The sequence below is a fragment of the Halapricum desulfuricans genome, from assembly GCF_017094465.1.
Lineage (GTDB): Archaea > Halobacteriota > Halobacteria > Halobacteriales > Haloarculaceae > Halapricum.
This window is the reverse complement of sequence record NZ_CP064791.1, coordinates 2,200,518-2,213,294: the sequence shown is the minus strand read 5'-3', so window position 1 is coordinate 2,213,294 and position 12,777 is coordinate 2,200,518. Positions and strand designations below refer to the sequence as shown.

General features: G+C 65.9%; 15 protein-coding genes. 8 read left to right on the top strand and 7 right to left on the bottom strand.

What is annotated here, in order from left to right; genetic code table 11:
• The first annotated feature begins 74 nt into the window (after positions 1–74).
• Positions 75–2,240 carry a DNA mismatch repair endonuclease MutL gene (gene mutL, locus HSEST_RS11260; protein WP_229121026.1) on the top strand — a complete coding sequence of 722 codons (2,166 nt, stop codon included), beginning with the start codon at positions 75–77 and terminating at the stop codon, positions 2,238–2,240.
• A 64-nt stretch (positions 2,241–2,304) separates the two neighbouring features.
• Positions 2,305–3,255: a sugar kinase gene (locus HSEST_RS11255; protein WP_229121025.1), complete on the top strand. Its 951-nt coding sequence runs from the start codon at positions 2,305–2,307 to the stop codon at positions 3,253–3,255.
• Positions 3,256–3,294: 39 nt separating this feature from the next.
• Here the strand turns inward: HSEST_RS11255 and HSEST_RS11250 are convergent, their stop codons facing one another.
• From HSEST_RS11250 to HSEST_RS11235, 4 genes are all read right to left on the bottom strand, one after another.
• A complete protein-coding gene (locus HSEST_RS11250; RefSeq protein ID WP_229121024.1) occupies positions 3,295–3,681 on the bottom strand; it encodes a hypothetical protein in 387 nt (128 codons plus the stop codon).
• Positions 3,682–3,726: 45 nt separating this feature from the next.
• The gene (locus HSEST_RS11245) at positions 3,727–3,948 is read right to left on the bottom strand and encodes a hypothetical protein (protein WP_229121023.1); all 222 of its coding nucleotides are present in this window, start codon (positions 3,946–3,948) and stop codon (positions 3,727–3,729) included.
• Between the two features lie 47 nt (positions 3,949–3,995).
• The gene (gene yciH, locus HSEST_RS11240) at positions 3,996–4,289 is read right to left on the bottom strand and encodes a stress response translation initiation inhibitor YciH (protein WP_229121022.1); all 294 of its coding nucleotides are present in this window, start codon (positions 4,287–4,289) and stop codon (positions 3,996–3,998) included.
• A 64-nt stretch (positions 4,290–4,353) separates the two neighbouring features.
• On the bottom strand, positions 4,354–4,884 hold the full coding sequence (locus tag HSEST_RS11235) for an HTH domain-containing protein (RefSeq protein WP_229121021.1): 531 nt from the start codon (positions 4,882–4,884) through the stop codon (positions 4,354–4,356).
• A 441-nt stretch (positions 4,885–5,325) separates the two neighbouring features.
• Here HSEST_RS11235 and HSEST_RS11230 point away from each other — a divergent pair, with 441 nt between their 5' ends.
• Positions 5,326–5,829: an amino acid-binding protein gene (locus HSEST_RS11230; protein WP_229121020.1), complete on the top strand. Its 504-nt coding sequence runs from the start codon at positions 5,326–5,328 to the stop codon at positions 5,827–5,829.
• Positions 5,830–5,850: 21 nt separating this feature from the next.
• On the opposite strand, the gene HSEST_RS11225 is transcribed toward HSEST_RS11230, so the two are convergent.
• A complete protein-coding gene (locus HSEST_RS11225; protein ID WP_229121019.1) occupies positions 5,851–6,396 on the bottom strand; it encodes a tRNA (cytidine(56)-2'-O)-methyltransferase in 546 nt (181 codons plus the stop codon).
• Between the two features lie 59 nt (positions 6,397–6,455).
• Positions 6,456–7,127, bottom strand: coding sequence for a DsbA family protein (locus HSEST_RS11220; RefSeq protein WP_229121018.1), 672 nt, complete (start codon positions 7,125–7,127; stop codon positions 6,456–6,458).
• Between the two features lie 129 nt (positions 7,128–7,256).
• Here HSEST_RS11220 and HSEST_RS11215 point away from each other — a divergent pair, with 129 nt between their 5' ends.
• From HSEST_RS11215 to HSEST_RS11205, 3 genes are all read left to right on the top strand, one after another.
• The gene (locus HSEST_RS11215) at positions 7,257–8,027 is read left to right on the top strand and encodes a DUF2797 domain-containing protein (RefSeq protein WP_229121017.1); all 771 of its coding nucleotides are present in this window, start codon (positions 7,257–7,259) and stop codon (positions 8,025–8,027) included.
• A 78-nt stretch (positions 8,028–8,105) separates the two neighbouring features.
• On the top strand, positions 8,106–9,287 hold the full coding sequence (glmU, locus tag HSEST_RS11210) for a bifunctional sugar-1-phosphate nucleotidylyltransferase/acetyltransferase (RefSeq protein ID WP_229121016.1): 1,182 nt from the start codon (positions 8,106–8,108) through the stop codon (positions 9,285–9,287).
• Between the two features lie 99 nt (positions 9,288–9,386).
• Positions 9,387–10,289, top strand: a complete 903-nt coding sequence (locus HSEST_RS11205; RefSeq protein ID WP_229121015.1) for a glycosyltransferase family 2 protein — start codon at positions 9,387–9,389, stop codon at positions 10,287–10,289.
• 5 nt (positions 10,290–10,294) lie between these two features.
• Here the strand turns inward: HSEST_RS11205 and HSEST_RS11200 are convergent, their stop codons facing one another.
• Positions 10,295–10,624: a carboxymuconolactone decarboxylase family protein gene (locus tag HSEST_RS11200; RefSeq protein ID WP_229121014.1), complete on the bottom strand. Its 330-nt coding sequence runs from the start codon at positions 10,622–10,624 to the stop codon at positions 10,295–10,297.
• Between the two features lie 102 nt (positions 10,625–10,726).
• Here HSEST_RS11200 and HSEST_RS11195 point away from each other — a divergent pair, with 102 nt between their 5' ends.
• Positions 10,727–11,005 carry a hypothetical protein gene (locus HSEST_RS11195; protein WP_229121013.1) on the top strand — a complete coding sequence of 93 codons (279 nt, stop codon included), beginning with the start codon at positions 10,727–10,729 and terminating at the stop codon, positions 11,003–11,005.
• An 83-nt stretch (positions 11,006–11,088) separates the two neighbouring features.
• On the top strand, positions 11,089–12,747 hold the full coding sequence (locus HSEST_RS11190; protein ID WP_229121012.1) for a histidine kinase N-terminal 7TM domain-containing protein: 1,659 nt from the start codon (positions 11,089–11,091) through the stop codon (positions 12,745–12,747).
• Positions 12,748–12,777: the final 30 nt, after the last annotated feature.

Genomic DNA, 12,777 nt, shown 5'->3' with positions numbered 1-12,777 from the left:
CGCCGTCGTGCCGGATATCTGGACGAACGTATAGCCACCAGTATGAAGAGCGTGCCGCACAAAGACGGCATCGAATGGCCCAGCAGATCCGGGAACTGGATCCGACGACCGTCGAGCGGATCGCGGCCGGCGAGGTCGTCGAGCGGCCGGCGTCGGTCGTCAAGGAACTGGTCGAGAACAGCCTCGACGCCGAGGCCGGTCGCGTCAGCGTCGGCGTCGAGAGCGGCGGCACCGAGTCGATCCGCGTCAGCGACGACGGACTCGGCATGGACGAGGACGCCCTCAGGCGCGCGATCGAGCAGCACACGACCTCGAAGATACGGACCATCGACGACCTGGAGGGTGGGCTCGCGACGCTGGGGTTCCGCGGCGAGGCGTTGCACGCCATCGGGGCCGTCTCGCGGATGACGATCACCTCCCGTCCGCGGGAGGGCGCTTCAAGCGGCGCGGAGATCACCGTCGAGGGTGGCGACGTTGGGGCGGTCCGGCCGGCGGGTTGTCCGGTCGGGACGACCGTCGAGGTCGAGGACCTGTTCTACAACGTTCCCGCGCGTCGGAAGTACCTCGCACAGGACGCGACGGAGTTCGCCCACGTCAACAGCGTCGTCACGGCCTACGCGCTCGCGAACCCCGACGTCGCCGTGACGCTGGAACACGACGGCCGGGAGATCTTCGCGACGGCCGGCCGCGGGAACCTCACCGAGACCGTCCTCGACGTGTACGGACGGGAGGTCGCCGAGGCGATGATCGAGATCGACGGCGGGGCCCTGCCCGACGGCCCGCTGGAATCGGTGTCGGGGCTGGTCAGCCATCCCGAGACAAACCGCGCGAGCCGCGAGTACCTCTCGACGTACGTAAACGGGCGGTTCGTCACCGCCGACGCCGTCCGCGATGCGGTGCTGGACGCCTACGAGGGGCAACTGGCGAGCGATCGCTACCCCTTCGCCGTCCTGTTCGTCGAAGTCAATCCCGCGCTGGTCGACGTCAACGTCCATCCCCGGAAGATGGACGTCAGATTCGCGGATAGCGAGGGCGTGAGCGAGCAGATCACCGCCGCCGTCGAGGACGCGCTGCGACGTGAGGGTGGACTGCGCTCGCGCGCGCCACGCGGTCGCTCGGCACCCGAGCAGACGGAGATCACACCCGGCGGCGAATCCGACGGTAGATCCGACGATGATCGGTCCGTGACCGATACCGACCAGCAAGCCACGAGCGACGCACCGAGCGCGATGCCGTCCACAGATTCGAACGCACCCGACGGTCGTTCGACGGACCACGATAGTGGGACACTCACCGCGGACGAACGCGTCGCATCCGACACCCGTAACGCGACGGGTCGATCCGCGTCCGGATCGAGCGACACGAGAGAGCAGCCTGACGTGTCCGAATCGAGTGACAGAGGCGGAGAGCCCACCGCATCCGGGTCGAGTGACATGGCCAGACAGCCCGACGTGTCCGGACCGAGCGACACGAGTGGTCGATCCGCGTCCGAATCCAGCGGTCACGCCGACGACTCTGCCACGGACGGGTCGGATGTAGCCGACGGCGACTACGGGGACGCGAACGATCCGACTCCGACAGTGACGGCGACCGAACAGCAGCGGTTCGGCGACGCCGACCCCGCGGTCGAGTCGTTCGATTCGCTGCCGTCGATGCGCGTGCTCGGGCAGATACGGGACAGCTACATCGTTGCCGAGACCGACGACGGGCTGGTGTTGATCGACCAGCACGCGGCCGACGAGCGGATCAACTACGAGCGACTCCGCGAGCGGTTCCTCGGCGAGACGACTACGCAGGTGCTCGCCGATTCCGTCGAGATCGAACTGACTGCCAGGGAGTCGGCGCTGTTCGAGCAGTTCACCGAGGCGCTGTCTCGGTTGGGATTCCAGGCCGATCGGCTCGACGGCCGGACGATCGAGGTGCGGACGGTCCCGGCGCTGATCGCCGAGAGCGGCGGCCCCGAACTCGTCAGGGACGTCCTCTCGTCGTTCGTCGAGCGTGATAGCGATGGGGCCGAAACCGTCGAAGCAGTCGCCGACGAACTCCTCTCCGATCTGGCCTGTTATCCGTCGATCACGGCTAACACCGCTATGACGGACGGGTCGGTCGTCTCGCTGCTGGAGGAACTGGCCGACTGTGAGAACCCCTATGCCTGTCCGCACGGCCGCCCGGTGTTGATCGAAATCGACGCCGCGGAGATACAGAACCGGTTCGAGCGTGACTATCCCGGTCACCCGTAGCTCCGGGGCCGGCCTGCTGTCCCGAGCACCTAGACCTAAGCCCCTCGCTTCTGATACCTCCCGTATGGTCGAACTGGTCACTGTCGGGGACACCTCCCTCAGACTGTCACCGCGGGGCAACGAGCGACTCGAAACGGCGACCGACGTCCGGATGCACGCGGCTGGAACGGAGAGCAACGTCGCCGTCGCTGCCAGTCGGTTCGGGACCGACGTGGTCTGGCTCTCGAAACTCCCCGACACGCCGCTGGGACGGCGTGTCGTTTCCGAACTCCACGAGCACGGCATCGAGACGCAGGTCGGGTGGAGCGACGAGGGACGACAGGGACTGTCCTTCTACGAGCCGCCGTGTGAGCCACGCGAGGCGGTCCGGATCCACGACCGCAAACGGGCGGCGGCCGAGACGATGTCCCCCGGCGATCTGGACATGGATCTGATCCAGAACGCTTCGAGCGTCTTCGTCGCCGGCAGCACGCTCGCGCTCTCGGAGACGGCCGCCGAGACCGGCGCGGCGGTGTTGCGAGCGGGCGCAAGCGGGGACGGCGTCTCCGCCCTGGAACTCGATTATCGCCCCGAACTGTGGTCACCGGCGAAGGCCAGGGAGACGTTGACGGGCGTTTTCGAGTCGGTCGACGTGCTGTTCGGCTCCGAAGACGACGTCCGGACGGTGCTCGATCGGACGGGCCAGGCGAGAGAACTCGCCCCGACCATCGCCGCGGAGTGGGACCTGCAGATGGTCGTGCTCACCCGCAGCGAGCACGGCGCGCTGGTCTATCACGACGGTGTCATCCACGACCGAGACGCGATCGAGACCGACACGGTCGACGATACGGGCCAACACGATGCGTTCATCGGCGCGTTCCTCGCGATACTGCTCGACGGCGGCGAACCGGACACGGCGCTGTCGACGGCCGTCGCGACCGCGTCGCTCTCCCGGACGATCCCCGGGCCACTGGCGACCGTCGATCAGGCGGAGGTCGACCGACTCGTCGATTCGATCGAGCAGAGCGGCTTCTGACTGTCTGAAAACGCTACGTTCGAAGAGATCCCCTGATCGTCATTGCGCCTGCTCGACCGTCAACTCGACAGTCCACTCGCCGTCGCTTCGATCCGTGAGCGCCTCGTAGAACGCGCGAAGTCCCGCTGACTCCGTCGCCGGGAGGACGTGCAGCTCCACGGTTTGGTCACGCACGACGACCCGGAAGACGTCACCCGTGTGTTCGTCGTGGACAAGATACAGCGGGAGCGGGAGATCGAGCCAGTCGCCGTACGTGTAGGTCTCGCCGTCGAGCACCGCTTCGACGAGCCGCCGCAACTCCCGCTCCGATCTCCCGGCCGCCGGCCGGAGGTGAAAGACCGTCTCCCCCTCGTATTCGACCCCACTGTCGTAGGGATAGCGCCGCTGGGGTCGGGCCGGGATCTCGAACGACGGGTCCGTGGTCACACCCGTCGCTACGGCGTGATCGAATATAAAAACGTGCCTGCTCGGCTACTCGTCGGCGGATTTCTCGCCGGTTTTGTCTCTGACCTGCCCGACGAACTCGTCGACTGAGACGCGCTTTTCACCGATCGTTGCACCGATGAGTGCTCCGAGTCCGGCGGCGGTGCTGGCCGCGTTCCGGCTGACGAGTCCACCGGCTGCGGCGCCGATCGAGGCGCCGACAGCGGCGTACTTCGCACGGCTCATCGCCTGTTTGATTCGTTTACCCATACTTCTAGTACGTGGCGCAGCGTAAAAAGGTATGTGTGTACCCGGGGTCACTCGACGCTGTAGCCCTCGTCCTGGAGGTAGTCCTCGACGCGATCGACGTGATCGCCCTGGAGTTCGATCCGGCCGTCGTCGACGGTGCCCCCACAGGCGAGCCGGGATTTGAGTTCCGACGCCAGCTCTCCGACGTCGACGTCGTCCGGATCGAGTCCGTCGACGATCGTCATCTGTTTGCCGTAGCGTCGTTCGTCGGTTTCGACCGCGACCTCCTGTGACTGTTTCGCGACGTCCTCACAGACGCAAAGTTCTTCCGGGAGTCCACACGTCGGGCAGACCTCTGCCATCACTTCACGTACGACCGGCGGAGTGAAAAGCTCTGTCCCGCGCTCGAAACACGATCGCGCTGGGCTACTCGTCCTCTTCGACCGGGGCGCGCATGTCGTCGATGACCAGCACGAGGACGTTGTTCGTCTCGTCTTTGCCGTCGATCGTACCGATGATCTGCAGGCCCGCGGACGGGGTTGGCCCGGCAGTGATCGTGTCGCCGGGCTCGAACTCGGACATCGACCCCTGGAGGTAGATCTCCGCGCGGCACTTCTCGGGGTGGTGGACGCTCGTCAGGTTGATCTCGGTGACGTTGGCGTCCTCGACGTGTTCGCCGTTGTGATGGAGATTCACCTCCGCCGAGCGGTCCATCTGCTGAATCTGCAACGCGTCGTAGGCCTTGGCCGTCGGTTTGTACCCGCCCTTCGGCCCCGGAACGCCCTCGACTAGCTGCAGCGCTTTGAGACTCTGCATCTGGTTGCGGATTGTGCCTGCGCTCCGATCGATCTCCTCGGCGATCCGCTCGCCTTTGACCGCACTGTCGCTCTCGCGGTAGCTGTTGACCAGTTCCTGCAAAATCGTCTGTTGACTCGCCGTAAGCTCGATACCTGACATTGGTCGGTGGATTATACCACCGTACCGACGGGCAAAACTGTTTTTGTATAGATCGTTCGTTCGGAACGTCGCCAGCTAGTATACGCTGATCCCGTGTGACTCCCGTGCGTGTTCGAGGAGTGCCTCCGTACTCTCGAACTCGGCGCCACAGGTACACGTGTGATACCCCGTCTGGGATTGCTGGCGTGTCGCCATACATGACTCTCTTCGGGTCGGAGTATAATAATTGTTTGTGGATGTTTGGTAGCGCGACACACACTTTAGCGGATCCATAACTGGTCATCCGCTGTCTTTATAGACGAATTCTCAGAGATCTTCGAAAGATCGTCCATCTGTCCTCCGCGTGCCCACTCGAATGCATCGGCTCGTTCGACACGGCCGCGCACTGCGCGGGCCGAACCGATAACCACGCTCAAGGCCCTGGGGCGTCCTGTCTCGGGTATGTTCGACGAGATCATGGAGAAGTTCGAGGACAGCCCGAGTCAACAGCGGGTGATCCGCCTGCTGCTCGAACGGGGCTTTTCCGTCAACGACGAGGGGCGGGTCGTCTCCGGGGGGATCGAGATCCCGAACACGGGGATCGCCCGGGAGATCGGCGTCGATCGGCGGGTCGTCGACGCCACGACCGACGCGATCCTCGCGGACGAACAGCTCCGGCGCATCTTCCAGAACATCTCCGCGATTCCGAGTCTGATGGACCTCGCGCCGGTGCTGGATCTGACCGTCTTGACGGTGACCGTCGGCGACGCCGAAGACACGGGCATCGTCGCCGCGGTCACGAGTGCGATCGCCGACCGGGATATCACGATTCGGCAGGTCATCAGCGACGATCCGGAGTTCTCCGACGCGCCGAAACTGTACGTCATTACCGATCAGCAACTCCCGGGCGAGTTGATCAACGAGATCCAGGCAATGCCGTTCGTCCGCAAGATCGAACTGCAGTGACAGACCCGGCACGGCCTGTCTTCACGCTTCGTCGTCGAGGTCGACCACGCGCTTGCCCGCCGCTTTCGGAACGACGCGTTTCTCGGCGTCCTCCCACGTTCTGTCGAGTTCGCGCCCCTCGAACAACCGGTCGAGAAACACGGCTAGCGCGGCGATCTCGGAGTGTGGCTGGTTCGTCACGCCGACGTTGAAATCCGCACGCTCGTAGACCTCGAACGGCACCTTCTCGGCACCGACGACGACGAGCAGCGGCTCGTCCCGATGGGCCGTCCGGATCTCGTCTTCGCGGTCCTGGACCGGCTGGCCGTACATCGTCAGATGCGCAATCGCCCCGTCCCACGACCGGAGCCGCCCCAGCGGTCGGTCGGTCACCTCGACCTCGAACGGGCCGCCGAAGCGGTCGGTGATGTCAGTGACAGTCTCCTTGCGTCCCGCCGCGGCGTCTTCGAGGACGAGTCGATCGGCGCCGAGCGCGCGAGCGGTGAGTCCGACGTGGGTGGTCATCCGCTCGTCGCGACCCGGTCGATGGCCGAGTCTGAGCACGACGACCGGCGGTTCGTCTTGCATACGTCATCTCTCTTCGGGCACGGATTAGCCGCTTTCGAAACGGCAGGCGCTCGTCCCGGTCAGGCGTCGTCGATCGCCTGTGAAACCGTGTCGAAGTCGTAGCCGGCGACGGCGGACTCGTTCACGAAGACCGTCGGCGTCGAATCGACGTTGAGACTCTCGCCGTACTGTTTGTCCGCCTGGATCGTTTCGCTGTATCGCTTGTTGATCGCCGCGTTCCGAACGAAGTCGGGATCCGCCCCCACTTCCTCGGCAAGCGACGCATAGCGGTCGGGTCCCAGATCGGACTGGTTGCGGTACAGTCGCTGTGAGTACTCCCAGTAGGCCGCGCTGCCGACCGTGTCCTGTACCGCGCGGGCCGCGTTGGGCGCACGGTTGGATTCCTCGTTCAGCGGCAGCGGGAAGTCGTGGTGCTCGTAGCGGATCGTCCCCGGATCGATATACTCCGAGCCCAACTGCGGGAAATGCTCGGTCACGTAGGTCCCACAGTGACCACAGGCGTAATCCTCGAACACCATGACGGTCACGTCGGCGTCGTGATCGCCCAGCACCGGCGTCGGTAGTAACCCGTCGCTGTCAGGGGTCACCGTCTCCGTCGATACGTCTGGCTCGTAGATCGGTCCCGGATCACCATCGCCGCCGAGTATGCCACAGCCCGCGAGCCCGGCCGAGCCGACGGCGGTCGCACCTGCGAGAAATCCCCGGCGTGTCGTCGGTGTGTGGTCTGTCATGGATCTCGATCCGTTCCCGACCATGATAATATCGTCTATTTGAACCTGTTTTGCCCCTGCCCGTGACGTCGGGGAACGACCAGCCGTGCGATGCCAAGGGCCAAATCCCCCCGGGCGCTACGACCGGGCGTGCAGATCGTCGGGTACGAGACGGGCGCGCCGGACGGCGTGGCGGCGTTGCTCCTCGCGGACGACGGCGAGATCGACCGACAGCCGCTCGACCCGGGCGATCGACTCGCGCTGACGCTGGACGAGCGCCACTGTGCCGGTGCGATCGACCGCTCCGGAGAGACGTCACGCCACATTCGGTGTGACGCGCCCCGGGCCCCCTATTGTCCGCAGCACACCGACCGCTGGCCGTGTGCGCGCTGTACGGGTGACTGTGATCTGCCCCTGGAGACGTGCCGCGAGGAACACGCTGTCTATCTGGCGGCGTTCGCGCCGGCAACGTTCAAAGTCGGGGTCACCCGCTCGTGGCGCCTCGACACCCGGCTGCGCGAACAGGGTGCCGACCGGGCGGCCCACATCCGCACGGTCGAGAACGGCCGCATCGCCAGACAGGTCGAAGCCGACATCGCCAGGGAAGTCGGCGACCGGGTCCGCGTACCGACGAAGATCGAGGGGCTTCACCGGGCCGTCGACGCCGACGCGTGGTCGGCGTTGCTCGCTGACTACGATCCGATCGGCACCTACACCTTCGAGTACGGGCTCGAACTCACCGAACGACCTGTCGTCGAACGGATGGCGACCGGCACGATTCGGGGGACGAAAGGGCGGGTGCTCGTACTCGACCGCAACGACAGTACCTACGCTGTGGACATGCGCGAACTGGTCGGTCACGAGGTACGTCGGGAGCCGTCTTCGCGACAGTTGCAGTCGAGTCTCGGCGCGTTCGAGTGATCGACGGGCAGGGTCGTTCTGACGGCTGCCGCCGACAATCCCGTGGAACTTATGCGGACGCGCCCGGACGCCCTGAGCATGCAAGCTGTCATCCTCGCGGCGGGACAGGGGACCCGTATGCGACCGCTGACCGAGTCGCTCCCGAAACCGATGTTGCCGGTCGCCGATCGGCCGCTGGTCGCGCATACGGCCGATGTCGCCGTCGAGGCCGGCGCGAGCGAACTCGTGATCGTCGTCGGGTACGAGGCCGACACGATCCGGACGTACTTCGGCGACGAGTATCGGGGCGTGCCCGTCACGTTCGCACGTCAGGAAACCCAGGCGGGTACCGCTGACGCCGTCCGAGCAGCCAGCGACTCCCTCGACGGACCGTTCGCGGTGTTGAACGGCGACAACCTCTACGATTCGGACAGTATCGAGACGCTGTTCGGTTCGGGGCCGGCGCTGGCGACCTATCGTGTCGCCAATCCCTCGAACTACGGCGTGATCTCGGTCGATAGCGGGCGGGTATCCGGGATCGTCGAGAAGCCCGCTCATCCGCCGACTGACCGCGCGAACACGGGCGCGTACGTCTTCCCCGAGACCGCCCGCGAGTGGCTGGACGTCCCCGAGAGCGAGCGCGGCGAACACGAGATCACCGATGTCGTCTCGCGGGTGATCGAACAGTTCGACGTCACGCCCGTCGAACTCGATCGCTGGCTGGACGTCGGCCGGCCCTGGGAACTGCTCGAAGCAAACGAGTGGCACCTCGCCGAGCTTGACCGACGGATCGCCGGGGACGTGAGCGACGACGCCGAGCTACGCGGTCCCGTGGTCGTCGAGGCGGGCGCGACCGTCGAGCCGGGGGTCGTGATCGACGGCCCGGCACTGCTTCGCTCGGGCGCCACGGTCGGGCCGAACGCGTACGTCCGCAGCGGGACGCTACTGGGGGAGAACGTCCACGTCGGCCAGAGCGTCGAGATCAAAAACAGCGTCGTTATGGCCGACAGCAACGTCCCGCATCTCTCGTACGTCGGCGATAGCGTGCTCGGACGGGACGTGAACCTCGGGGCCGGGACGAACGTGGCGAACCTCCGTCACGACGGCGCAGACGTGCGGATCACGGTCAAGGGCGAACGCGTCTCGACCGGCCGACGGAAGTTCGGCGTCGTCGCCGGCGACGGGGTCAAGACTGCTATCAACACGAGCCTGAACGCGGGCGTCGTTCTCTCGGCGGGAGCGACCACGACGCCCGGGGAGACGGTGACCCGGGATCGATAGTCCGGCCGGTACGGTCCGTGATTTGCCGTTGTACGCTCCCCACCGACTATACATATCCGTTCCGCGACGTTTTTAGTCACTGGGGGAGTTACGACGTGTATGGAACTCTCGGTCGTCGTCCCGACGCTCAACGGCCGGGACCGCCTCGCGGGGACGCTCGAAGCCCTCGCGACGGTCGTCCCCGAGGCCGAAATCGTGGTCGTCAACGGTCCGTCGGCCGACGGAACGACCGGGATGGTTCGTGATCGAGACGACGTGGACGTACTCGTCGAGATCGCCGACCGGTCGGTCACGACGGCGCGCAACGCCGGGATCGGGCACACGACCGGGGACGTCGTCGCGCTCGTCGATCACGGACTGGCGGTCGACGAGTCCTGGGCCGACGCGGTGCGGACAGGGCTTTCCAACGGCGACGTGGTCACCGGCCCGACACACCGGCCGCGCCGCGCGGGGGCGGCGACTGAGACCGTCGAAAAGCGGACCGTCGCCGGACGGGATGTTACCCATTTCAACAGCGGCAACGTCGCGTTCGATCGGGCCGTGCTCGATGCTCTCGACGGCTACGACGAGTACCTCCCAATCGGTGGCTCTCGCGACCTGGCACATCGACTCGCCGATAGCGAGTTCCGCGTCGAGTGGGCACAAACGATGGCCGTCGAGCGGACCTACGGCGCCGACGGCGGGCAGCTACAGCGCGACTGGGCCTGGAAGTACCGGTCGCTCGCGTACCGACTGAGCAAGAACTACGGGACACGGCCGACGGTCCTCGGGCGACTGGTCGGCCACGCCGGCAGCGACGCGCTCGACTCACTGCGGGACGTGGTCCGTCGCAAGACTGGCCCGTCGGAGTGGCTCTCGACCGGGCGTGACGTCCTCTCTGGCGCAGCCGTGGGACTGAAAGACGGCCTATCGGCCCGAGCGTGCGACCGGTCGATCGCCCGCAACCCACACGGCGCGAGCACGCGGTCCGACCGTGCGGTTTCGGTATACGACTGGCGCTGATACTGTCACTCGAGTTCGTCGCCGATCCAACTCCGGGCAGCCATCGCTGTCGGAAACCCGAGTGTCGGAATCGCCAGCGTTGCGACGTGTTGTAACGCCTCGGGGTCGACACCTTCCTCGAGGCCGCGACGGACGTGTGAGTGAACGGCCCCCTCCGATCCCGCGCCGACCGCGAGCGCGAGTTTGACGAGCCGTTTCGTTTCGCCGTCAAGCGGCCCGGCCGCTGCACAGGCCGCACCGAGGTCGCTGTATCGCTCCCAGACTTCGGGGTGCTCGCTGGCAAGTTCGTTCGGTACGTCCGGCAGTTCGTCGGGTGTGGTTGGCTCGTCTGCCATACCGTTCCCTTGGACCCATTCTATGTTGTATCTTGTCGTGTGACACACACTCACTAATTTGCCCGTCACCGTTTTGGATCCGTGGTTCCACCTGCGAGTACGATGCGTGATGACACCGACGGGGAACGGTACGTCCATCGACCGGACGCGTCGGCCGGCGACGCCGACAGCGACTTTGGCTGGCGCGGTTGGGTGCTCGTCGGGGCGGTCGTCGTCTCGTTTCTGCTCGTCCCGTGGACGCTGATTCTGCTGTCGTCCGCACGGGACGCGGTCGCGGCGGTCGGTCTCCCCTGGCGGGAGACGTTTCTGATTGTGCCGCTCGTCCCTGCGCTGGGACTCGGTGTGCTCGGTGTCTGGGCGGCGCTCGCCGCGCGCCGGTGAGCTGTCCTGCGATTCGCCACGCATACTCGCTCCGATCCCGGCAAACGCTTTAGGGCCCACCGTCCAAGGTCACAGCTATCGGAATGGTTTCGTCGCTGTACGTGCCGCTGATGTTGCTCGCTGCCGTCGCCGGGTCGGGACTCGCTGTGTTCGCCTGGCTGCACCGCGATACGCCTGGTGCAGCGCCGCTCGCGCTGTTCCTGCTCGCAGCTAGCCTCTGGTCGCTGACTGACGCACTGAGCATCGCGTCGGACGCGCCAGTGTTTTGGACGGCGCTGAAGCTGTCGATATCGACCCTGGTGCCGCTCTCGTGGCTCGCGCTCGTCTTCGAGTACACGGGCCGCGAGCGCTGGCTGTCCGGTCCCCGACTGCTCGCGCTCGTCGTCGAGCCGATCGTCTTTTCGGCGCTCATCTGGACGAACGGGAGCCACGGTCTCGTCTGGCGCTCGAGCCAGGTGGTGCTCTCGGGCCAGTACTACGTGCTCGACGCTGTGCCGGGACTTGCGTTCTGGGGCAATCAGGCGTATGCGTACGGGTTGATCGCGGCCGGTGCTGCGCTGCTGGTCGGCGTGCTCTGGCGGACTGATGGCATCTTCCGCGATCAGAGCACCGCGTTGCTGATCGCGATCGTCGTCCCGATGGTCGTCAACGCGCTCTATGTTTTCGGGTATATCCCTGGGGCGATCGACCCGACCGGTATCGCGTTCGTGTTTTCGGGCGCCGTCATCGCGGCTGCGATCCTCCGTGAGCACTTGCTCGATGTTACGCCGGCGACGCGGCAACTGGGACGGGAAGAGTTGATCGGACAACTGGACGATCCGGTGATCATCGTCGACGCGGGCGGGACGATCGTCGATCTGAACCGCGCTGCCGAGTCGTTGCTGGCCGCTTCCGCGGCGGACGCGATTGGCAGTGATCTGGCTGCGCTCGCCCCCAAACTGGCTGATCTCGATGGCGTCGCCGAAATCACCATGGATCGCGACGGGATGCGCTGTTACTACGACGTTCGCGTCTCGGAACTGGATCGCGCCTACGGGACCGTGACCGGGCGGATCATCAGCCTTCGGGACGTCACCGAGCGCACTCGTCGCGAACAGCGCCTGGACGTGATGAACCGTCTGTACCGACACAACCTCCGCAACGAGATGAACGTCGTCCGCGGACACGCCGAGTTGCTCGCCACGCGCGTCGAGACGCCGGAACACCGCGAACACGCGAGTACGATCATCGACACCGCCAACGACGTGATCGACCGCAGCGAGAAGATCAGCGCGCTCTCGCGGTCGGTCGCGGACGAGCCGACCCAGTCGCTGGATCTCTGCTCGATTCTGCAGTCGCTGGCGGCGTCGGCCCGAGCCGACAACCCTGCGGCGTCGATCACGCTCGATTCGCCCGGCTCGTGTGTCGTCGTCGGTGACCCCTCGATCGAGATCGCGATCGAGGAGCTACTCGCAAACGCGATCGAGCACGCCGAGCGCCCGGATCCGACGGTGCGGCTCGATCTCACGGTCGACGACGGCCGCGCCCGACTCGCGGTCGCTGACGACGGCCCCGGGATCCCCGAGCAAGAACTCGAAGTCCTGGACGCCGGCACCGAGACGCCGATGGAACACGCCAGCGGCGTCGGGCTGTGGCTGGTCACCTGGGCGATCGAACGCGTCGGCGGGACGGTCGCGTTCGAGACCGGCGACTCCGGGACGACAGTCACGGTCACGCTTCGGAGGGGTGACTCGCGGCCGTGATCGGCGGTATTTTGATCAATCAGGTCCGAG

Excerpts from the sequence above, each read along its gene's own strand:
- mutL (WP_229121026.1), top strand. The coding sequence starts at position 75 with ATGGCCCAGCAGATCCGGGAACTGGATCCGACGACCGTCGAGCGGATC.
- HSEST_RS11230 (WP_229121020.1), top strand. The coding sequence starts at position 5,326 with ATGTTCGACGAGATCATGGAGAAGTTCGAGGACAGCCCGAGTCAACAG.
- glmU (WP_229121016.1), top strand. The coding sequence starts at position 8,106 with ATGCAAGCTGTCATCCTCGCGGCGGGACAGGGGACCCGTATGCGACCG.
- HSEST_RS11255 (WP_229121025.1), top strand. The coding sequence starts at position 2,305 with ATGGTCGAACTGGTCACTGTCGGGGACACCTCCCTCAGACTGTCACCG.
- HSEST_RS11195 (WP_229121013.1), top strand. The coding sequence starts at position 10,727 with ATGCGTGATGACACCGACGGGGAACGGTACGTCCATCGACCGGACGCG.
- HSEST_RS11200 (WP_229121014.1), bottom strand. The coding sequence starts at position 10,624 with ATGGCAGACGAGCCAACCACACCCGACGAACTGCCGGACGTACCGAAC.
- HSEST_RS11220 (WP_229121018.1), bottom strand. The coding sequence starts at position 7,127 with ATGACAGACCACACACCGACGACACGCCGGGGATTTCTCGCAGGTGCG.
- HSEST_RS11245 (WP_229121023.1), bottom strand. The coding sequence starts at position 3,948 with ATGGGTAAACGAATCAAACAGGCGATGAGCCGTGCGAAGTACGCCGCT.
- HSEST_RS11225 (WP_229121019.1), bottom strand. The coding sequence starts at position 6,396 with ATGCAAGACGAACCGCCGGTCGTCGTGCTCAGACTCGGCCATCGACCG.
- HSEST_RS11235 (WP_229121021.1), bottom strand. The coding sequence starts at position 4,884 with ATGTCAGGTATCGAGCTTACGGCGAGTCAACAGACGATTTTGCAGGAA.
- HSEST_RS11190 (WP_229121012.1), top strand. The coding sequence starts at position 11,089 with ATGGTTTCGTCGCTGTACGTGCCGCTGATGTTGCTCGCTGCCGTCGCC.
- HSEST_RS11205 (WP_229121015.1), top strand. The coding sequence starts at position 9,387 with ATGGAACTCTCGGTCGTCGTCCCGACGCTCAACGGCCGGGACCGCCTC.
- yciH (WP_229121022.1), bottom strand. The coding sequence starts at position 4,289 with ATGGCAGAGGTCTGCCCGACGTGTGGACTCCCGGAAGAACTTTGCGTC.